General features: G+C 45.4%; 13 protein-coding genes. 12 read left to right on the forward strand and 1 reads right to left on the reverse strand.

Features of this window, described 5'->3' with window-relative positions:
- Positions 1 to 47: 47 nt before the first annotated feature.
- Complete coding sequence (locus tag DDZ15_RS10315; protein WP_109647010.1) at positions 48 to 1,130, reverse strand: S1 family peptidase; 1,083 nt, start codon at positions 1,128 to 1,130, stop codon at positions 48 to 50.
- Between the two features lie 134 nt (positions 1,131 to 1,264).
- Here DDZ15_RS10315 and DDZ15_RS10320 point away from each other — a divergent pair, with 134 nt between their 5' ends.
- The 12 genes from DDZ15_RS10320 (at position 1,265) to DDZ15_RS10375 (ending at position 23,067) form a co-directional block, all read left to right on the forward strand.
- Positions 1,265 to 2,527, forward strand: coding sequence for an NRAMP family divalent metal transporter (locus tag DDZ15_RS10320; RefSeq protein ID WP_158278678.1), 1,263 nt, complete (start codon positions 1,265 to 1,267; stop codon positions 2,525 to 2,527).
- Positions 2,528 to 2,605: 78 nt separating this feature from the next.
- The gene (gene lysA / locus DDZ15_RS10325; protein WP_242978989.1) at positions 2,606 to 3,787 is read left to right on the forward strand and encodes a diaminopimelate decarboxylase; all 1,182 of its coding nucleotides are present in this window, start codon (positions 2,606 to 2,608) and stop codon (positions 3,785 to 3,787) included.
- Positions 3,788 to 4,262: 475 nt separating this feature from the next.
- On the forward strand, positions 4,263 to 7,412 hold the full coding sequence (locus tag DDZ15_RS10330) for a glycoside hydrolase family 2 TIM barrel-domain containing protein (RefSeq protein ID WP_109647012.1): 3,150 nt from the start codon (positions 4,263 to 4,265) through the stop codon (positions 7,410 to 7,412).
- 28 nt (positions 7,413 to 7,440) lie between these two features.
- A complete protein-coding gene (locus DDZ15_RS10335; RefSeq protein ID WP_109647013.1) occupies positions 7,441 to 9,384 on the forward strand; it encodes an Ig-like domain-containing protein in 1,944 nt (647 codons plus the stop codon).
- Positions 9,385 to 9,544: 160 nt separating this feature from the next.
- The gene (locus DDZ15_RS10340; protein ID WP_109647014.1) at positions 9,545 to 10,381 is read left to right on the forward strand and encodes a glycoside hydrolase family 16 protein; all 837 of its coding nucleotides are present in this window, start codon (positions 9,545 to 9,547) and stop codon (positions 10,379 to 10,381) included.
- Between the two features lie 95 nt (positions 10,382 to 10,476).
- A complete protein-coding gene (locus DDZ15_RS10345; protein ID WP_109647015.1) occupies positions 10,477 to 13,896 on the forward strand; it encodes a hypothetical protein in 3,420 nt (1,139 codons plus the stop codon).
- Between the two features lie 26 nt (positions 13,897 to 13,922).
- Entirely contained in the window at positions 13,923 to 15,215 is a 1,293-nt protein-coding gene (locus DDZ15_RS10350; protein WP_242978990.1) for a glycoside hydrolase family 17 protein, read from the forward strand.
- On the forward strand, positions 15,212 to 16,714 hold the full coding sequence (locus DDZ15_RS10355) for a glycoside hydrolase family 30 protein (RefSeq protein WP_199222938.1): 1,503 nt from the start codon (positions 15,212 to 15,214) through the stop codon (positions 16,712 to 16,714). The genes DDZ15_RS10350 and DDZ15_RS10355 overlap by 4 nt, the downstream gene beginning before the upstream one ends.
- Positions 16,715 to 16,749: 35 nt before the next feature.
- Positions 16,750 to 18,312, forward strand: a complete 1,563-nt coding sequence (locus tag DDZ15_RS10360; RefSeq protein ID WP_109647016.1) for an MFS transporter — start codon at positions 16,750 to 16,752, stop codon at positions 18,310 to 18,312.
- A 43-nt stretch (positions 18,313 to 18,355) separates the two neighbouring features.
- Complete coding sequence (locus DDZ15_RS10365) at positions 18,356 to 19,264, forward strand: glycoside hydrolase family 17 protein (protein ID WP_109647017.1); 909 nt, start codon at positions 18,356 to 18,358, stop codon at positions 19,262 to 19,264.
- Positions 19,264 to 20,181: a glycoside hydrolase family 17 protein gene (locus tag DDZ15_RS10370; RefSeq protein ID WP_109647195.1), complete on the forward strand. Its 918-nt coding sequence runs from the start codon at positions 19,264 to 19,266 to the stop codon at positions 20,179 to 20,181. Before DDZ15_RS10365 ends, DDZ15_RS10370 begins: the two co-directional genes overlap by 1 nt.
- Before the next feature lie 192 nt (positions 20,182 to 20,373).
- Positions 20,374 to 23,067, forward strand: coding sequence for a helix-turn-helix and ligand-binding sensor domain-containing protein (locus DDZ15_RS10375; RefSeq protein ID WP_109647018.1), 2,694 nt, complete (start codon positions 20,374 to 20,376; stop codon positions 23,065 to 23,067).
- The last annotated feature ends 61 nt before the right edge of the window (positions 23,068 to 23,128 follow it).

A 23,128-nucleotide genomic window follows, 5' to 3' on the forward strand; every position in this document is an offset into this window, starting at 1 on the left:
GATACCCTTGAAAAGTGCCCGGAATTATGATCACAGAGATTAATTTATCAGTTTGAAAAATCGGGTTGGGGGATCCCATTTCGGCGAAGTACCGTTCTGTTGTCTTCATAAAAATCAGCAATCTGATTGATGTCCACTCCAAAGGAAATCCCGTAATTTATGCGCGAGGTTTCCTGAATGATCGGTATTCCGGTAAAGGGGCGACCGTGACTCATTTCAATACCCTGTCTATAATCAGGGGAAAGATAAAACTCTTTTTCAGCTGAGGCGGATGTGAGCACTCCCATCCACTCAAGCCCGCGTCCGTCATTGCGAACCGTAAACATGGGACCCCCGCTAAAACCACGGTTGAAAATGGCATCTACGGCAAACGTTCTGCGACTGTTGATCTCTTGCTTGCTTACCATTCCGCTGGTAACCATTCGGACTCCCCTTGGATAACCAAGCACATATACTCTGTCGGTCCAGTCCAGTTTATCAAAATCTCCGGCAGAAATAGCCAGTGGTTCAAGGCCGGGGTCACCATCTCGTCCCCATCTGTAGAGTAAAACGGCCAGATCCATTACAGGATCATTTGCAAGAACCTCAAACTCAAAAACACTGTTGCCTCCAAAAAAGAAGTGGCTTACAGATTCTTTAATCGACACCGCTTCTACCCATCGATCGTCTTCCGATGGGTTTTGGGGAGCGTAGTGGTAAACCGTATCGGGAAAGGTAACCGTATGGGAAGCAGTAAAGAGCGATGAGTAACCGTTTCCGTTCGACATGATAATTGCGGTGCCCGCATTGGAATGCGACTCGATAAATGTATGTGCGGATAGTGATTCCAGATTCACCGTATCTGCCTGCGTTTCAGTAAGCCCTGAACCTGAATGAAGCTGATACGTTCGATAGGTAACCGTATTCTGAATACGCACAACCGAGTCGAAGCCTTCTTTGATCTGATCTCTTATCAGGTCCGAGCCTGTATCACTCAGGTAAGTGTTTGTACGGTCGGTGTATGGAATGATGGTTTCGCCGGAGCCCGAACAACCCGTAACTGCCGGCAGTACAGGCAGTAAAAAAATGATGAGCCCAATAATTTGGCAGCAGTATTTGTTTTTATCCGATCCGAACACGTTCTTCAACATTACGTTTCAGCCAGCATGGATCACGGGTTCCAGGATGCATGCTTTTCATTACCATAATAATCAGAATCTATCAAAGATTGTAAATAAGCAGATATTACCTGAAGGATCGTTTACTACATATTCTATTCTGGTCGGTGATTTCGGCAGCTTTTATCGGTCCCGGCACGGTAACTACCGCTGCATCTTCCGGGGCAGGTTATGGTTATGCACTCATCTGGGCTCTCATATTTTCAACATTTGCCTGCTATATTTTGCAGGAAACATCCGCCAGAATAACGGTCGCATCGGGGAAAAACCTTGGAGAGGCCATGAGGCTTATTTACGGCGGAACAGTTCCGGGCAAGATTCTCATCTATCTGTCGCTCGCTGCAATCATAACCGGCTGTGCAGCTTTTGAGGCGGGTAATATATTGGGGGCGGCTGCAGGAATTAAACTGGTTTTACCCGGTATACCGAATGTACTGATTGTTTCGGCCATCGGGTTAACGGCAGGATTGCTGCTGTGGGCAGGTTCCGTTCGGCAGATTGCACTTGTGCTTGGAGTGATTGTAGCGTTTCTGGGTGTCTGCTTTCTGATAACGGCATTTATGGTACCTGCGGATCCCAGAGGCCTTATTACAGGGGCTGCCGTGCCGTCTATTCCCTCCGGGTCGGAGCTCCTGGTACTTGGATTGATAGGCACAACGGTTGTACCCTATAACCTTTTTCTCGGGTCGGGAATGAAGCACGGCCAGACTGCTGCTGAGATGAAGGTGAGCCTCTTCATTGCAATCGGACTGGGAGGACTCATCTCAATCGCGGTGCTTATAACGGGTACGGCCATTGCGGGATCATTCACTTTTGGAGCCCTCGCGGATGAATTGGCCAGGCTGATAGGCCCTGCCGGTCCATGGCTTTTGGGTGCCGGTCTTTTTGGAGCAGGACTCAGCTCTACGCTTACGGCTGCACTTGCGGCTTCTGTAACCGCATCTTCCATTTTCGGACAGGTTGAGAATACCGGCAACTGGACCCCAGAAAGTGCGAAATTCAGACTGGTATGGGGATTTGTGCTTGTTACGGGTATGGTATTCGGATTACTGCAAGTACAACCCGTTCCTGTAATAATCCTTGCACAGGCCCTGAACGGAGTTTTTCTGCCGCTCATCGCGGTTGTACTGTTCCTGCTGATCAATCATTATGGGCTGATACCGCCTTCATATCAAAACGGATGGCTCTATAATTTACTTACATCCATTGTGGTGTATCTAACATTCCTGATAGGATGCACGAACCTGATACGAGTCTACACATCATTGACGGGAAGCACGCAGCCGGCACAATCCTGGATTGTCGGGATCTCACTGGTACTGTTTTTAATCATTTGCGGTCCTGCTATCGGCAGAATTGTGCGGTCATAATCGGATAGGGTCTGTTTTTCCATTTCGGGTATAGCTGAATTTTAAGGGGTAATTCCGTATTCTTTATGCCCTTTCAGAATGAACTATTACCTGATGTTTGAACCCGGCCTTATTGAAAAATTTAAGGAGTTAAAAACCCCTTTTTATTACTACGACCTGGAGCTGCTTAAGCGTACCCTGCAGGAGGTAAAAGTACACGGAATCGACAAGGGATTTCATGTACACTATGCAGTAAAAGCAAATTTTAATGTTGAACTGCTTAAAATAATACGTCAGTCGGGGATGGGTGTCGACTGCGTGAGCGGTCCTGAAATTGAACGTGCTGTCGAGACGGGGTTCAGTCCGTCCCAGATTGCATTTGCCGGGGTAGGTAAAACCGATGATGAAATTCGAACGGGGTTGAAGCACAATATCTTCTCTTTTAACTGTGAATCGCTTCAGGAGCTTGAGGTGCTTAACGGGCTGGCTGAAAAAGAGGGACGCACAGCCAGTGTGTCAATTCGACTGAATCCAAATGTGGAAGCGAAAACGCATCGATACATCACCACAGGTCTCAATGAGAATAAGTTTGGTATTACAATCGAAAAGTTACCGATGCTATTTTCCATTCTGCCTGAACTGGATCATTTGAAACTGACGGGGATACATTTTCATATAGGATCGCAGATCACCGAGCTGAAACCATACTACGACCTTTGCGAAAAAGTTGAAATTGTTCAACGCCTTTTTGAAAAGGAGGGACACAAACTGCAGCACATAAATGTGGGTGGAGGATACGGCATTAATTATCTTGAACCGGATGCAGAACCCATTCCGGATTTTAAAGCATTCTTCCAGGTTTTTGAAGAGAATCTGACTCTTAGAAAGAATCAGCAGCTGCATTTTGAACTTGGAAGAAGTGTTGTTGGCCAGTGCGGGAGTCTTATATCGAGGGTACTCTATATCAAAGAAGGTCTTGAGACCAATTTTGCAGTACTTGATGCCGGGATGACTGAACTCATTCGGCCTGCTCTCTACCAGGCAATGCATCGTGTGGATTCGCTTACATCAAACATGTCACCAAAAATGTATGATGTAGTGGGCCCTATTTGCGAATCATCGGATACATTTCGTCAGGGAGTCTGGCTTCCGGAACTCAGGCGCGGCGATTTGGTGGCTATACGCAGTGCGGGCGCCTATGGGGAGGTAATGAGCAGCGGGTTTAATCTCAGGGAGAGGATTCGTTCATATTATTCGGATTTTGCAAAATCCACATTATAGAAACCGCCTGAATAAATAGTTACCGAAGATTTTATTTTTCCGGACCCATTTCAGGTCAGGGTGTGCTGTCTGGTGCAATCAATTTACACCGGTATGCAGCTTATAAAAAAATATCTCCGTGTATGTTCTAAAGATATTGGTGATCGTATTCGAAAAGGGTAAACCATGAGCTCCTTCTTACGAAGACCCTCTTGTAATCAACCGGATTCTGCATTGATTTATCTTTAAAAACTATATACAAAATCAAAAATTTTGCACTTTATGAAACGATCAGAAAAGCACCCTATCTGCTGATATACAATAAAATATAGCAGTTTCACCTTTAAAAAAGCGCTTTTCTGACCACTTGTATATGAGATATATATATTGCGTTAACAATTCCGGGTGATTACTCTGTACATTATAACTGGTTGTAATATCAGTTGTATACAAATTCACACGTAATTGGTGAACAGATCAAACAAATGGGATTTTTATGAAAGCAAAGACATTCCTCTTTTCTCTGGCTCTTCTTTTTTCAACTGCTGCCATTGCATCAAGTTCGTATGCGCAATCCACAAATGTAGAGGTGGTGGAAAGCAGCGATGGCTGGCGTTTGATGGTTAATGGTGAAGCGATGATGGTGAATGGCATGAATTGGGATTATTTCCCGATTGGAACCAACTTCGATTACAGCATCTGGAACCAGCCTCCAGATATCATCCAGATGGCTCTTGACAATGAAATGAGCATGCTCAAGGCCATGGGTGTTAACGCCATTCGCGTTTATACCGGGATTCCGAAACAGTGGATTGAGTATATCTATGATAATTACGGAATCTATACCATGCTTAATCACTCTTTTGGGCGGTACGGACTCACCATTGATGGTGTATGGATGCCAAATACGGATTATTCCGACCCTAAAGTAATTGACCTTCTCATTAGTGAGGTAACCGAACTTGCCGAAGAGTACAGAGGTACGCGCGGGCTGCTGTTATATTTGCTCGGGAATGAAAACAACTACGGGCTTTTCTGGGACGGTGCTGAGACTGAGGATATTCCGATCGAAGACCGCGCATCCACGATCAGGGCACGGCACATGTACAGCCTCTTTAATGAAGGTGCGCTTGCTATCAAAGAAGTAGATTCATCTCGCCCTGTAGCCATGGCCAATGGAGACCTCCTTTTCCTCGATCTGATTACCGAACTGGTGCCGGACGTTGACATTTTTGGTGCAAACGTGTACCGCGGTGTTTCATTTACCGATATGTATACACGCGTACAAAATGAGTACGGAAAACCGGTGCTGCTCACGGAATTTGGTGCGGATGCATTCAATGCCAAGACAAATCAGGAAGATCAGGTTTGTCAGGCATACTATTTCCACGGCAATTGGAAAGAAGTATATGAGTATGCGGCGGGATTGGGCAAAACCGGTAACTCAATCGGTGGATTCTCATTCCAGTTCAGTGATGGCTGGTGGAAGACTGGACAAACCGTGGAACTGGATATTCATAACACGGAAGCCTCATGGGCAAACGGCGGGTATCAGTGCGACTACGTTGAAGGCCAAAATAATATGAATGAGGAGTGGTTTGGAGTAGCTGCGAAAGGTCCGACCGACCATCGCGGTATGTACGATCTCTACCCAAGGGCGGCATACTATGTATTGATGGAAGTTCATGACTTTGATCCGTATGCACCGGGAACCACGATGGGAGAGATTGAGGAATATTTTGAGTCGATATCCTTACAGGAAGCACGGCTGAGAGCCCGTAGTGATAAAGCAGCGCTAGAAAGTCAGCGCAGCAGTTTGATCAGGCTCAGTCGGTTTACTGCTGAATTTTCTACATTCAATACGGGAGGAAGTTTGCTTACAACCCCTGAGGAAGCCAATCCCCGTAACCCGGTTTATCCCAATCAACAGGGTTTTGATCATATGCAGTCTATCTATCTCGGCGTTGAGGCCAATCCTGCTCCAAATGTGAGGGCAGAGGCGGAGTTTAACATTCTGGGAAACGTGGCTCAGAATCCAATTGATGAAATATTTTATGAAAACCGCGGACGCCCGGTATTATTGGAAGGAGTAAATGAGGAAGTTACGGTTGAATCACTAAAAAGGGTGCAGCTTTACAGGGCTACGTACGACTGGAACCATCAATGGTTCGACCTGACCGGTTTTTATCGAAGCGGAAGATATCACTGGGGGTATGAAGGGGACTTTTTTGGTCTGTACCCCGAAGCCAACTACGGCCCGAATATTGATATTTATAACGGTATAGCACCGTTCGGTTTTGAAATGGAAGGGAAGCAAAGTCTTGATGGTTTAAAGCTGGCTTTTGGACCGGAACTATGGTGGGGAGCGAACCCCGCTGTGCTTCTAAAATACACCAGAGAGGTGTCGGGATATGAGGTTACCGGTATATTTCATGAAGACATTGAAAGACAGTCAACGGCAGTCAGTTCGTTTGCCATACCGCAGCCCAAAACCAGAAGGTTTACGCTTGCCGTATCTAAAGAGATTGGCAAACTGGGTGTTGATGTTGGCGGCATGTGGGGAGGCCAGCCTCTGAACGGAAGAGTATTTCAGCTTGTAAGGGAGCAGGAGGACGGAAGCTTTCGGGTTTTCCAGGATGAGATCAAGCCGATGGATAACTGGGGCGGTAAAATCAAAGTTACCTATGAGGGCGGACGTTTTAACTGGTATGCACAGTCTGCACTGATGGGCCTTGTAGCAAGAGGCGGATACGATCAAACTCAGACATTTACCGGATGGAGACTGAAAGATACCGGAAGCGGAAATCAGTATAACGTTCTCTCGGGGCTTACATACAGTTTTGGGAATCTTCAGATCGCACCGAACTTCTTATGGCAAAAGCCGATTGAAGGTCCTATTCCGGGTGATGTACAGGCACCGGGTCGTCCCAGGAATATCATCGACGACCCTTTTGCTGTTCGCGAAAACCGTGAGACCATTGCCGGAGAGATTCTTTTTACGTACGACCCCACACCGGCTACCTGGATGTATCAATGGGATAGCGACAATGCAGAAAATGCAGACTTTGCCATCAGTGCGGGTTTCGTCTATCGCCACCATCCAACCACACAGGATGCGGCTATTGGTATTTTCCCTGACGGACGCACCACGTTTGCCTTTCCGGGAGCACCATCCGCAGAAGACCTGTGGGAAGTGCATGCACGGGTAGTTTCAAAACCGACTCGCGAATTTGGGGTAATTGCTATGCTGTACGGTGGCAAGGGGCAGGCCAACGGTGACGATGAACGCATTATATACCGGTATGGCGCGGATATGCGTGTTCTTTATAAAAACCTTATGCTAAATTCTTTTGTCAGAGTGGATGACTGGGGTCCCTACGATTATCATCGTGACTTTAACCTCACATTCCCGCTGCAGACGATGGCAGACCTTTCACTCACACTGGGTCAGCCAGACTGGTGGAATATGCCTGCAACACGGATTGGAGTACGGGGTACATGGCGCTCGCTCGACAGGTTTTCACCCCGGTACGCGCCTGTGCAAAGTGTAGATGCAAACGGAAATACAGTTATCAACCGTGATATCACCGGTTTCGATAACGGCACTGAGTGGGAATTCAGAACCTACGTTCAAATACATATTTAATTCATTTCAAATTAAGCCGGTCAGAAAAATGAAGACAGAAAAACAAAACGGTTATCAAAAAATTATTTTTTCCGGTCTGATACTGCTTCTTGCAGTCTGGGGCTGTGAGCGGAGCGTTAGCGATCTGGAGGAAGCAGATTTTCCCGACAATCCGAACGTATTCCTTGATACATTCAGTTCAAGCCTGAATTATGCTGTATTTGAGGGGGCCGTTCCTGAAGCGTTTCAGGTGGATGAAGAGGAAACCTACGACAACACCATTGCATCCATGCGGTTCGATGTTCCCGATTTTGGCGATCCGAGGGGAAGCTATGCTGGAGGAGCATTTTTTACCTCTGTGCCACGGGATTTAACCGGTTATAATGCACTTACCTTTTGGGCCCGCGGCGATCAATCAAGTACGATTGGTGTGATGGGGCTTGGTATTGATCTGGGTGAAAACAGGTTTCAGGCCTCGGTCACAGACATTCAGGTATTTCGAAACTGGAAAAAATATATTATTCCGATTCCCGACCCGGAAAAACTGGTTGAGGAGAGCGGTATGCTGTTCTATTCTTCAGGTCCGATAGATGGTGAAGGCTACACGTTCTGGGTGGATGAAGTGAAATTTGAAAACCTGGGAACCATAGCTTTCAGATCGGCATCCATTTTCAATGGAGATGACAGAAATGTAACAGCTCAAAATGGCCAGACGGTCAATATTGAGGGGCTTGTTTCGACACACGGACTACCTGACGGAACCGATCAAACCGTGAACACGTCACCATTCTATTTCACGTTTACATCTTCAAATGAATCAGTTGCCCAGGTAGCCGATAACGGTGAAGTTACCGTTGTGGGAGAAGGTCAGGCTGTAATTACCGCACAGTTCAGAGGCAGTGATGCCAATGGCTCACTGACGGTAAATTCATCGGGTGAAGCTGTAGAGCCTGAGGATCTGCCCCCGGCGCCAACGCAGGATCCGGCAGACGTCATTTCAATGTATACAAATGTCTACGATAATGTTACCGTTGACACATGGAATACAGGTTGGGAATTCTCTACGGCCCAGGAATCATTTATCCAGATACAGGGTCAGGATGTAATTCGTTACCAAAATCTCAATTTTGTCGGAATTGAATTTGCATCAGAAACCATCGATGCCTCGGGTATGACACATTTCAGGCTCGATATCTGGACTCCGGATCCAACGGATCTGCCGAATGAGTTCAAAGTACTGCTGGTAGATTTCGGTGCAGATAATGTATTTGGCGGAGGGGATGACTCGCAGCACGAAGTAACATTTACCAGCCCTGTGCTGTCCACAGAAAGCTGGGTTACACTCGATATTCCACTGAGTGATTTCAGCGGACTTCAAAACCGTGAAAACCTTGCGCAGCTTGTTCTTTCAGGGGATCTGCCGAATGTATATGTGACCAACGTATATTTCTACGCAGGCGAAACAAGCGAACCAGAAACACCTGAGGCGCCGGCGCCAACTCCTACTGAAGACGCTGCAGATGTAATAAGCCTCTTTAGCGATGCTTATTCTGACGTAGCTGTGGATACCTGGAGAACAGACTGGTCTTCTGCTGTTCTGGAAGATATTGATATACAGACCAACGCAACGAAGAAATATTCAGCGCTCGATTTTGTGGGTATTGAAACCACAGGCCAGAATCTTGTGGATGCATCGAGTATGGACTTCATGCATATTGATCTCTGGACACCGAATATGACTACAGTTCGAATCAAGCTTGTGGATTTTGGTGCCAATGGGGCATTTGATGGCGGTGACGACTCGGAACATGAAATTATATTCGACAACCTGCCTACTTCACAGTGGAATTCACTGAAGATCCCGATGTCTGATTTCACCGGGCTGCAGGCACAGTCGAATCTTGCTCAGTACATCCTGTCGGGCTTACCGGCCGGTCAGGGTATTCTGTATGTCGATAATGTTTACTTTTCAACGGAAAGTGCGCAGCCTTAGGCCGTTGGGGATGATTATTTGAACTACACGTAGTAAAAAGGATAGATTTATCCATTCAAGACAAAAGACAGATATTTCCGGGGAAGTCGGATCACGTACTGATACTTAACCGGGAATATCTTCATTTAAAAACAAGTTCTCAGAAACTAATAAGCATACAATGACCAGATCAGCTTTATTTTGTGCAGTACTCATATTGACATTTCTCACAACAGCTTGCGGAACGGAAAGCAGTTCTGAAACTGATGGGGAAGAAAGCTGGCAGCTTGTATGGAGTGATGAATTTGACGGAACGGCCGGTACTGTTCCCAACAGTGATAACTGGACCTACGATATTGGAAGGGGCAGTAACGGCTGGGGTAATCAGGAGCTGCAATACTACACGGATCGTCCTGAAAATGCGTCACTCGACGGTGACGGAAACCTGGTAATTACCGCAATAAGAGAGTCATTTGGCGGTGCATCATACACCTCGGCCAGAATTCTGACTCAGGATCTTTTCGAGCAGCAATATGGCCGATTTGAAGCGAGATTGAAAACTCCTTACGGACCGGGTATATGGCCTGCATTCTGGATGCTGGGTTCAAATTTTGAAACCGTTGGCTGGCCAACGTCAGGAGAAATTGACATTATGGAACTGCGAGGCCAGGAGCCCAGTAAAATAGCCGGCTCCATACACGGTCCCGGATTTTTTGCAGGTAATGCGATTACAAGATCCTATACTCTGCCGGACGGCCGGTTTGATACCGATTATCATCTGTTTGCCATAGAGTGGTCGCAGGATAAAATTGATTTTTATGTGGATGACGTACGCTATCAGACGATTACCCGGGCCGATGTAAGCAACAGAAATGGTACGTGGGTATTTGATCAGCCATTTTTTATGATTATGAATATTGCCGTTGGAGGTACTTATGTAGGTCCCCCGTCTCAGCAAACTACATTTCCACAAGAAATGGTCATCGATTACGTAAGAGTGTATTCTAAGGCTGAATAAAAGGGGACAATTCTGCCGGGGACGGGGTATATTAAAGGCTGGCTGTTTGGCTATTGTTAATCTATAAATACATTAATACTAAAACGGGATCTATTTTGAGCAGCGACATTTCCATTCTGGAATCTGGAAACGAAAAATGGTTTAAAATTACCAATTTTGATCACCAGCGCCCTTTCTTTATGAGCGTGGTGAGCGATTCAAATCACTGGATGTTTATTTCAAGCAACGGTGGGCTTACCGCAGGCCGGAAAAATTCGGAATTTGCCCTGTTTCCGTACTATACAGATGACAAAATTACGGATTTAGCAGAAACTACAGGCAGTAAAACCATTTTCCGAGTTGGAACCGGTGATGCCGCACTGACCTGGGAACCCTTTTCAATCAGGAACCAGGGAAAATTTGACATTACCCGCAATCTCTACAAGAACAAGTACGGCAACAAGGTCCGGTTCGAAGAGGTAAATCACACCCTGGGGCTCTCTTTCAGCTATGAATGGAATTCAAGTAACCTGTTCGGATTTGTAAAAAAATCCGCCTTGCAGAATTTGTCAGGTGAGACTCAACATGTTGAATTGCTCGATGGTATTCAAAATGTGCTGCCCTATGGAATTGAAAGTGCCATGCAGTCTGCCTCGAGCAACCTCGCTGATGCGTACAAGCGCAGTGAGCTGGTCAAAGATACAGGGGTGGGTATCTTTGCACTGAGTGCAATTATTGTGGACAAAGCTGAGCCTAGTGAGGCACTCAAGACTAATATTGCCTGGTCGCTGGGCCTCGATAATCCGACGTATCTTCTCTCGTCACTGCAGCTAAAGCATTTCAGAAGCGGGGAGAACGTACAGCAGGAAACAGATATAAAAGGAGAGAAGGGAGCCTATTTCGTTCAAGCCGGCATAACACTTGGTTCTGACGAACAGAAACAATGGAACATCGTTGCCAATGTAAATCAAAATCAGTCGCAGATTATCGCATTGAATAAAGCAATCGGTGAGGACGAAGATCTGAAAAGCCGCCTGGAAGAGGATATTGACAGAGGAACGGATAAGCTCTTCAGGCTCACGAATGCAGCCGACGCCATGCAGCTCAGCTCTGATGAATTGAAGAATGCGCGGCACTACTCGAATGTGCTTTTCAACATTATGAGAGGGGGTATATTTGATGATGATTACAGAATAGAGAAGCGTGATTTTCTGTCATACCTTGAGGGAGCCAGTCGTGACGTATACCGGAAGTACCACACTATTGCGGACTCCCTCGATGAGATATTTGACAAATCTGATCTTGAGCGCGTTATATCTCAATATGATGACGCAGATCTGAAGAGGCTTGCGATAGAATATCTGCCACTGAAATTCAGCCGCCGTCACGGCGATCCTAGCCGCCCATGGAACAGGTTTTCGATTAACACGCGCAGCGAGGTTGATGGATCCAAAATCCTCGACTATGAGGGAAACTGGAGAGACATATTCCAAAACTGGGAAGCTCTTGTCCACTCCTACCCCGACTTTATTGAAGGAATGATCTACAAATTCCTGAACGCCTCTACTTTTGACGGATACAACCCGTACCGGGTAACAAAAGGCGGATTCGACTGGGAAACCATCGACCCGGATGATCCATGGTCGTACATCGGTTACTGGGGTGATCATCAAATTATTTACCTGCTCAAATTCCTGGAGTTTTACAGAGACTTGCAAGCTGATGCAGCAGACCGGCTTTTCAAAACGGACTGTTTTGTATATGCGAACGTACCCTATCGCATCAAGTCGTATGGAGAGATATCAAAAGATCCTAAAAACACCATCGATTTCGATGAAGAGAGCGATAGTGAAATTCGTCAGAAAGTTGATCAAAAAGGAGCCGACGGGGCCCTTCTGTCGAGTTCCCGCAACGACATTCATCATGTAAATTTTCTTGAAAAGATACTTGCTACTGTCCTGTCGAAAGTATCCAATTTTATACCGGAAGCCGGTATCTGGATGAATACACAGCGACCCGAATGGAATGATGCCAATAATGCTTTGGTGGGGAATGGCGTTTCGATGGTTACCCTGTACTACCTTAGAAGGTTTTTGAATTTTCTGGAAGACGTTTTGACGGATTCGGATACGGATGAGGTTCTTGTATCGGAAGAACTGGCAGGTTTTTTCAACAGGATTTCTGAAATTCTCAGTCAGAACCGTGATCTGCTTGACGGTCATTTGGATGACGGGAGCAGGAAAGCTGTCACAGACGCTTTGGGAATGGCAGGAAGTGATTACCGGCACAACATATACGACAATGGATTCAGCGGCGACAAACAGACTGTTACCACAGATGAAATAGCTGAATTTGTTCGGATAGCGTTGGAGTGGACAGATCATACTATCTCTTTGAACCGAAGAGATGATCATCTATTCCACGCATATAATCTGATGAGTATAAAACCGGACGGAATATCTGTTTCAAGGCTTGATGAAATGCTTGAAGGGCAGGTGGCCGTTTTGAGCTGCGGCATTCTTGATGCGAATGAGTCGCTGCAGCTCCTGGATGCTCTTCGAAATAGCAAGCTGTACAGGCCGGACCAAAACAGTTACATGCTCTACCCGAATAAGGATCTCCCCGGGTTTTTGGAAAAGAATACCATTCCAGAAGAGCTGGTCAAAAAATCCCGCCTGCTGATGCAGATGGTAAGTGATGACAACAAGAGTATCATAAACAGGGATGTTGAGGGAGGGTATCACTTCAACGGGAATTTCAGGAATGCAGGCGACCTGAAAAAAGCACTCGAAAAACTCAAATCCACCAAGTATGGAGATTTGATTCATGAAGAGGAGGAGTTGATACTCGATATTTTCGAAGAGGTTTTCAATCATAAAGCATTTACCGGCAGATCGGGGACTTTTTTCGCTTATGAGGGTTTGGGCTCCATATACTGGCATATGGTATCCAAACTGCATCTGGCCGTAACTGAAGTATGCCTGAATGCGGTGGATAAGCAGGCTGATGCGGATGTAGTCGGTCAGCTAAAAGAGCATTTTCATGAAATTGGAAAGGGAATAGGAATTCATAAATCACCTGAACGGTATGGAGCATTCCCGACAGATCCCTATTCTCATACACCGTTTCACAGAGGAGCCCAGCAGCCCGGTATGACGGGGCAGGTGAAGGAAGATATTTTGGTACGACAGGGTGAACTGGGACTATCGATTGAAAACGGACAGCTGTTTTTTGAGCCTGTATTATTGCAAAAAGCCGAATTTTTACAGGAAGAAGCTTCTTTTAAAGCAGTTCCGGTCGGGAAAGATGAAACGAGCATTGAGCTGCTCCCCGGATCTCTTGGTTTCACCTGTTGCCAGGTTCCGGTCATATACAGGATATCAGAAAAAGAAGGGATTGAGGTTCAGTTCGCGGACGGACAACGCAAGCGATTTGACAGCCTGAATATGGACGAAGAGACCAGCAGGATGATATTTGGGCGAACCGGTGATGTGCAGGCCATTCATGTTGAGCTGCATCAGAGCCGCTTATCATGATGATATGAACGAATAAAAATGAGATAATGATGGTGAAATGTAAGCTTTTCGCAGCTGTGCTGGCAGCTTTCGTTATTATGACATCCTGTTCGCAGGAACAGCACTCAGCAAATGATTCGGGTGGTATCACGGCAAGCGAGATACTGGGGGATCCCTACTATCGAGCGATTTCTTTTGGAGCGTATCGTGAAGACACAAGAGAGATTCAGCCTACAATTCCACAGCTTAAAGAGGATGTCAGGATTTTATCGGCTATGGGCATTCGGTTGCTCAGAACCTATAACGTTCATTATGATGAAGCGGCCAATTTGCTTCAGGCAATCCGTGAAATAAAAGAGGAGGATCCGGATTTTGAAATGTATCTGATGCTGGGTGCCTGGATAGATGCAAAAAATGCCTGGACGGATCAGCCCGACAGAATACGCGATGAGGATGCTGAGCAGAATGCCGTTGAAATAGATCGCGCAGTATCACTTGCCATGGAGTACCCGGATATTGTTAAGGTGATCGCAGTGGGTAATGAAGCTATGGTGCACTGGCAATCGGAGTACTATGTAGAACCTCAGATCATTTTAAATTGGGTGAAGCACCTTCAAAATCTAAAAAATGAAGGAGTGTTGCCTGAAGATCTGTGGATCACAAGTTCGGATAACTTTGCCTCGTGGGGTGGCGGCGACAGTGTTTACCATAAAGAAGCCTTAAATGAGCTGATACGTGCAGTGGATTTTATCTCCATGCATACCTATCCCATGCACGACACTCATTACAATCCGGAATTCTGGGGCGTTCGCGAAGGTGAAGAGAACCTTTCTGATATGGAAAAGATCGAATCGGCCATGCTCAGATCCCTGGATTATGCAATTTCACAGTATGAGAGTGTAGTTGATTACATGCAAAGTATCGGTGTGGACAAACCTGTTCACATTGGAGAAACGGGTTGGGCAACGATCTCAAATGAATATTATGGACCCGATGGGGCCAGGGCTACCGATGAGTATAAATCAGGGCGCTACCACGAGCTGATTCGTGACTGGTCTGATCAAAACAGGGTAACGGTTTTCTATTTCGAAGCATTTGATGAGAAATGGAAAGATGCGGAGAACCCCATGGGATCAGAAAATCACTTTGGCCTCATTAATCTTCAGTCGCAGGCCAAATATCCAATCTGGGATCTTGTGGATGAAGGGGTTTTCGACGGACTCACCCGGGATGGAAAACCCATCACCAAAACGTATGGGGGTGATTTTGAGGCTATGATGCAGGATGTATTGGTTCCGCCCCATGAAAGCGAAATTGAGGCTAGAATGGAGGGCCAATGAACCGTCTTGTATTCAAACATATGGCATGGCTGGTACACCTCTCGTTGGCGTTGGTTTTTATTTCAGGGTGTGAAAATGAATCGGAACAAATGAATGCACAAATTTTTGAAACCTCAGCAAACGGGAACCAGCTAACAGAACTGACTGAATTTGTTGATGCAGAGCAGCGTGTTGAGATATCGATTTTTCCAAACCAGGAGTTTCAAACAATTACAGGTTTTGGGGGCTCATTTACTGAAGCATCAGCTTATTTACTGAATCGGCTGAGCAGGGAAAACCGAATGAAGATCATTGAAGCCTATTTTGGTGAATCGGGTGCGAGATACTCATTGACGCGTACCCATATGAATTCAAGTGATTTTTCTCTTAGAAACTACTCCTATGCACCGGTTCCCGGAGATACCCAGCTTGAACACTTTTCAATTGATGAAGATCGTGAGGATATCATCCCCATGATCAAGGACGCCATGGCGGTTTCTGAAGAAGGGTTTAAAATCATTGCTTCACCCTGGACGGCACCACCATGGATGAAAGACAATAATGACTGGCGCGGGGGAAGGCTTTTGCCGCAATACTACGATACCTGGGCGCTCTTTTTTGAGAAATATCTTAAGGCATATCGTTCGGAAGGAATAGATATATGGGCATTCACAGTTGAGAATGAACCGTTGGGCAACGACAGTAACTGGGAGAGCATGCACTTCACACCAGAGGAGATGAATGAGTTTGTTAAGAATCATTTGGGTCCGGAGCTTAGAGACTCGGGTGAAGAGGTTAAAATTTTTGGTTACGATCAGAATCGTGATGCAGAATTGATTGAGTGGGTTGATGTGATGTACGATGATAAAGAAGCTGCAGCCTACTATGACGGAACAGCGGTGCATTGGTACGGAAGCACATTTAACTACTTTCCGGATGAACTTCAGTATGCACACAGCAAAGCACCTGAAAAGCACCTTATACAAACAGAAGCAACCGTAGATGCAGAAGTGCCAAGGTGGAGAGAGGATGCATGGTATTGGTCAAAAGAAGCGACAGACTGGGGCTGGGACTGGGCACCTGAGGAGAGAAAACACCTTCATCCAAAATATGTGCCCGTGTATCGTTATGCGCGTGACATAATCGGCACATTGAATAACTGGGTTGACGGGTGGGTAGACTGGAATATGGTACTCAACAGACAGGGTGGTCCCAACTGGGCCAAAAACTGGTGTGTGGCTCCTGTTATTGTAGATCCGGATGCGGATGAGGTCTATTTCACTCCCCTCTATTACACGATGTCACATTTCAGCAGATACATTCGCCCCGGAGCGGTTCGAATCGGTCATACCCATACTGATGAAGATCTTATGGTAACTGCCGTAAAAAATCCGGACTCCTCCATCGTAATTGTTGTGCTGAATCAACATGAGCAGCCAAAGGCTCTGAATATATCCCTTGAAGGAAAAACGCTGAACCTGGCTATCGATCAAAGGGCACTGCAAACCATTGTATTGTAAAAAGTAAGTAAGCAACTGAAATTTAATAGAAACTGATGTCAAAATATAAAACGCCAAAAAAAGATAAGGTCCCGTTTTTTGAAAAAATGGCATTTGGTTCAGGGCACTTTGTAATAAATATGTTACCCGGTGCATTGGGCTTTTTTATGTTCTTTCTGCTCACGGCTTTTGGCATAGACCCTCTTTATGCGGGAATCCTGGGCGCTCTTCCCAGATTGTTTGATGCGATAAGCGATCCGATTATGGGCTTTATATCGGATAATACAAAGTCGCGTTGGGGACGCAGGAGACCCTACATTTTTGTAGGTGCTATTTTAAGCGGGGTCTTTTTTGCACTCTCGTGGCAAATGTATCCCGAAAATTCCCAGCTGTATAACTTCTGGTATTTCCTGATTCTCTCCATTTTCTTCCTGGCCGGCAATACGATGTTTGCAACACCGCTGGTTGGGCTGGGTTACGAAATGACTCCCGACTATAACGAGCGCACACGACTGATGGCGTTCGCAAATACGATGGGGCAAATCGCCTGGATGATTGTCCCGTGGTTCTGGGTTATCATAGCTGATCCCCAGGTGTACGCTGCACAGGACGTTGGGGTTCGGGAAATGTCGATAACGGTGGGAGCTATCTGTATCGTGCTTGGAATATTGCCGGCCATTTTCTGTAAGGGTATTGATTCATCGAAAATGGAGAACAGAAAGGAAATTAATTTTCATACACTTGCAAAAAATGTGAAAGAGCTTTGGGAGGGCATCAAAATGGTGTTCCAAAATAAGCCTTTCGTGAAACTTTGCGGCGCCACATTTTTGGTTTTTAACGGATTCCAGATGGTGGCGGCATTCAGCGTATACATCATTGTATTCTATATGTTCAACGGCAGTTATGAAAATGCGGGTACATGGCCGGCATGGTTTTCGACAATAACTGCAGTGATGACGGCGTTCGTCGTAATTCCCATCGTGACCTGGCTGGCCAATACGTTTGGGAAAAGAAAAGCATTTATCATCTCAACTGCGCTTTCCATTATTGGATATATCCTAAAGTGGTGGGGATTCAGCAATGAGCTCAATGCCAGCTTCAATGAAACTCAGCTCGCAGCATTTCTCAACAGCTTAGTAGGTTCAATATTCAATTTTCTCAATCCAATGCTGGAATCTTTGGGAATGTCGTGGTTCAGTATTGATGCCAGTGCCGGTGCTCCCTGGCTTATCTTCCTTCCTATACCGTTTATGGCGTTTGGACTGGGAGGTTTGTTCACCCTCATGATGAGTATGACGGCCGATGTCTGTGATCTGGATGAACTGAAAAACGGAATGCCCCGTAAGGAGGGCACATACGGTGCAATCTATTGGTGGATGGTTAAGATTGGGCAGTCTGTAGCCCTTTTCCTGGGGGGACTTGTTCTGAAGCTGGTTGGTTTTGTTTCAGATGCTCCCACCCAAACCGCTGATACGATGTTCAGCCTGCGCATTGCTGATATCGTAATCCCGTCTGTAACTGCAGCAATCGCGATTTGGGTCATGTACAGCTACAGTCTTACGGAGGCAAGGGCACGAGAGATTAAGAAAGAACTGGAAGCCCGAAGAGGTGAATTGTAGGTTCAGCTTTTACTAATTTGAAAAACGATTAAAGGTATAAACCATGTCATTTAGAAAAGAAAAATTCCTTTCATACCGTGAGTCGGATGTTATCTCACGGGTGAATTATCTGGACGACCTGTCGGATGATGAAATAAAAAACCTTTTTCTGGAAGTGCTGTACAATGGAGTCCATGGATTTTGTTTCAGCCTGTACGAAGAGGGACAAAAGCCCGGCGACATCATATCCGGAGATCAGATTCGCAAGCGAATTGAGATCCTGAACAAATACACGGGATGGATACGGTCATTTTCATGTACGGAGGGTAACGAACTTATTCCAAAAATTGCGAAAGAGTACGGGATGAAAACACTCGTTGGTGCATGGCTTGGAAACGATGAAGAGAAGAACAGTGAGGAGATTGAAAATTTAATCAAACTGGCTGAAGAAGGTTATGTGGATATAGCCGCGGTTGGTAACGAAGTACTTTACAGGGGAGACCTGACCGAAAGCAAGCTTCTTGAATACATGAATCAGGTTAAGTCCGGATTACCGGATATTCCTGTAGGTTATGTTGATGCGTATTATGAGTTTGTACAGCGGCCTGAAATAAGTGAAACCTGCGATGTAATACTCTGTAACTGCTACCCCTACTGGGAAGGAACTCACTTTAAGCATTCGTTTCAGCATATGAGACAAATGTATCATCAGGTTGTAGATGCGGCACCCGGCAAGCGGGTTATTATCACCGAAACCGGCTGGCCAAGCAGGGGAGAAGGTTTGGGTAATGCAGAGCCATCCGAACGGAACGCGATGATGTATTTCATCAATACCGAACTTTGGTCCAATGATGAAGATATTGAGGTTTTCTATTTTTCTTCATTTGATGAGGACTGGAAAGTGAGCGCAGAGGGTGATGTGGGCGCTTACTGGGGAATCTGGGATAAAGTCGGCAACCTTAAATACGGATGATGAATACATTTCAAAAACTGGGCTTAGAACCGGGTATGGCAATCTGTTATTCCGGTTTTAGGGAGGGCCAGAATCCAGGGGGTGTTTATCCTTCATATGATGAAGTACGGGAAGATCTTCAGCTGTTAAAGGGCCGTTGGAAATACCTGCGGCTATTTGATTGCGACAAGCATGGGGAAACCGTTCTGGAAGTCATAAAAAATGAGCAATTTGACTTCAAAGTTATGCTTGGTTCCTACATTGAAGCGGAACTGAATAATTTTAACTGCCCCTGGAACGGAGGCGTATATTCAAAAAAACAGCTTGAAAAAAATGCTCGCGTTAATGAGGAAAAAATAGCCAAGCTGGCCGAATTTGCTAACCTCTATCCTGATATCATCTTTTCACTTTCTGTCGGCAATGAAGCCTGTGTTGACTGGACCGACCATTACGTACACGAAAGCAGGGTTCTGGAATTTGTCAAAACCGTGCAAAATAGAGCCAATCAGCCGGTCACATTTTGCGAAAACTACGCTCCATGGCTCTACAAACTTGAAAAATTAGCCCACGGCGTCGATTTTATCTCTATTCACACATATCCCGTATGGGAATATAAACACATTAGTGAAGCACTTGATTACACAAAAGAAAATTACCATTCAGTTTCGCAAAAATATCCTGATATTCCGGTAGTTATAACTGAAGCAGGCTGGGCAACCAATTCCAATGGAAGGGGAATCCCGCCCGATAACGTAAACGAAGAATTTCAGAAAATCTATTTTGAAAAGCTGATGGAGTGGTCAGAAAAAGAGAACATTCTGGTCTTTTTCTTTGAAGCTTTCGATGAACCGTGGAAAGGCTCGCCTGAGCCCCTGGAGCCTGAAAAACATTGGGGATTGTATAAAATTGACCGTACTCCAAAGCTCGTTCTGAAATAAGAATGTTCTGTAAAAAAACGGTTCAGGGTGTCATTGTAAATGAGACGGTAAAAAAGCGGAAATTATCTATTCTATCTCAACAGGTATTTGTGAACCGCTAACCGGATAGAAAGGAATAAAGGAGCAGGAGCTTGCATTTGCCGGATCAAATATTTTTCGGTCAGAGCTATAATCATTTATTACTTTTTATTCTTGAAAACAGCATTCATATATCTGATTTCGCTCCTATGCGGAATTGCAGCGGCATCCGCACAGCAGCTTCCCGAAAAAGGTGTACCTGAGCTAAAAAGTTATACTCCTTCGGAATATAAAAACAGCGGTAAAATTTGGGATATTGATTCCGCTTCAAACGGTATTGTCTACATGGCAGCCGATAAAGGTCTTCTGGAATATGATGGCAAGAACTGGAAGATTTATGAAGGAAGCAGCGGTTTCACCCGTTCTGTCAATGTAGTCAGCGATTCACTTATCTATACGGGATCGGATCTTGATTTCGGCGTGTGGCAAAAAAATGTCTATCAGGACTTTGAATACAGATCACTCTATCCTTTCAGGGAAGATCTGGCCGAGATAAGTGAGGAATTCTGGGAGATACATCGCGTTGGTGAAAATATCCTGTTTGTCTCAGATTTTAATATCTATGCTTACCGTGATGATGCCCTTACAAAGATTGCGGCTCCGGAGGAATTTGTTGGCAGCTACTCGCTTAACGGAGATGTCTATTTTGCAGACAAGAGCGGCGGCTTGTTCCGTATGATCGACTTGTCGCTGGAACAGGTGGCCAATTTGCCGGCAGGGTCCGATTTCGAAATTACCGGAATGTATGAACATGATGAGGCAATTGTGCTGGTGACCTACAACTCCGGGCTTTATCGATACTCATCGGGTAATTTAGCTCCTATAGACACCCCGTTGTCACAGGAGCTTAAAGCTGCAACAGTTTTTAGTTTTGAACCTGTTGAAAATAATTACCTTGCTTTTGGAACCGTACAAAAAGGGCTTTTTATCAGTGATCTGAACGGGAACATCGTACATCATATAAACCGGAACAAAGGCCTGCCCAATAATACAATTTTGAGTACCCACTTCAACGTTGCAGGCCAGCTTTGGCTTGGAATGGATTACGGTATTTCATCCTTAAAGCTGCGCGATGAACTGACGTTCATTTACGATTACGAGGGTAATTTTGGAACAGGCTATACTGCCTTGCTGAAGAATGGACGTTTCTACCTGGGTACAAATAAAGGGCTTTATCAATCCAGCTGGGAACAGCTAAACAATAATTCAGAAGCATACAATTTTGAACTAATACCGGGAAGCGAAGGGCAGGTTTGGACCCTGGAAAATATTCGCGATGATCTCTTTGCAGGCCACGATCGCGGACTCTTTCTAATTAACGATAACAGACTGGAAAGGTTAAGCAGAGAGAGGGGTTTCTGGACATTGGTTCCTTACAGAGATGTACTGCTAGGAGGCACGTACAATGGAATTTTTGCTTTTGAAAAAACAGGCGGTACCTGGTCATTTAAAAAGCAGATTGAACTTATTGCAGGATCAGCCAGCCAGATACTTGTCGAGGCGGATGATATCGTATGGGTGAATATTCCAAACTACGGTATCATACGAATGGTTATGGACGATACCCTTTATCCGGAAGAGAGATCCATCTTTCTAAGCGATACCTTTCGGGGTGACGATCCATATCTGGTAAAAGAAGGGAACAGAATAACGGTACGTACGGATCAGTTTCAATACGCCTATTCTGCTGCCGACAGCACATTTAACGAAGAAAGGGTGCCCGATTTTACTGCGAAGCCAGAAAATTCACTACCCGGGATATTTCAGCCGGACAGTCTGAATTCACAATTTGAGTTCCTCCCTCTCTATAACGGTTTTGGATTAAAAAATACCGGTCAGGATCAGGATACGCACGTTGTAAACGGGGAAATTATCTTCCGCAGGTTCGAAGCATTCAATAACGAAGAGCGATTGGAACTACACCGCGGACAAGCCGTTCCATATCGCTATAACAATGTGCATATTACATATCTGATCCCAAACAGGGAAGATCTGCTCTACCAATACCGTCTTGGCGATGAAGGAAACTGGAGCTCCTGGTCTGCTGATACAGAACTTGAACTGGTTGACTTGCCCTACGGTGAACATCAGCTTTTTATCAGGGCAATGGTAAACGGTTCTCCAACCGAGGCTGCTGTATTCATGTTTGAAATAACCTCTCCCTGGTATTTCAGCTGGTATGCCTACGTTGTATATGTTCTCCTGCTTATCACTATGGGATATCTGATCTATTTGTGGCAAAGTGTTACACTTAAACGACAGGAAAAATCATTGCAGGAAAGTCAGCAACGGTCGCTGCGGGAGCAGGCCGAAAAACACAGGCGTGAGATACTTTTGATGGAGCAGGAGCGCCTTCAGACTGACTATGATAAACTGGAAAAGCAGTTAAAAAACAAAACAATAGAGTTAGCAAATAAAGCAAAGGAAAATCAGGACAAAAACCGGCTTTTGGTACGGCTGAAGAACAAGCTGGAGGCTGCACAACAGAAACCGGAAGTACCGGCCTCTTTCTGGAATGAGATACACAGGCTTCTTGACTCTTATATCAATCTGGAGGACAATACATTTGAGATTCAGATGGATGAACTTCATCAGGAATTTTTCCAGAGGCTGAAAGATCGCTTTCCCGATCTGTCAAGCAATGATCTGCGACTCTGTGCATACCTGAAGCTTGGTTTCAGCTCCAAGGAGATAGCCGAATTTTCGAATATTAAGCCATCAAGTGTGTATATAAATCGCTCGCGCCTGCGGAAAAAACTCAACCTGGACGCTGACGAGGATTTGACTGACTTTTTAAATGCGATTTAAAAGCAACGTCAAAGAAAAAAGCCTCCACGTCAGGGTAAGTCAGTTATAAGATGAGGCACCT

Origin of the sequence: Rhodohalobacter mucosus (assembly GCF_003150675.1) — a bacterium.
Classification (GTDB): Bacteria; Bacteroidota; Rhodothermia; order Balneolales; family Balneolaceae; genus Rhodohalobacter; species Rhodohalobacter mucosus.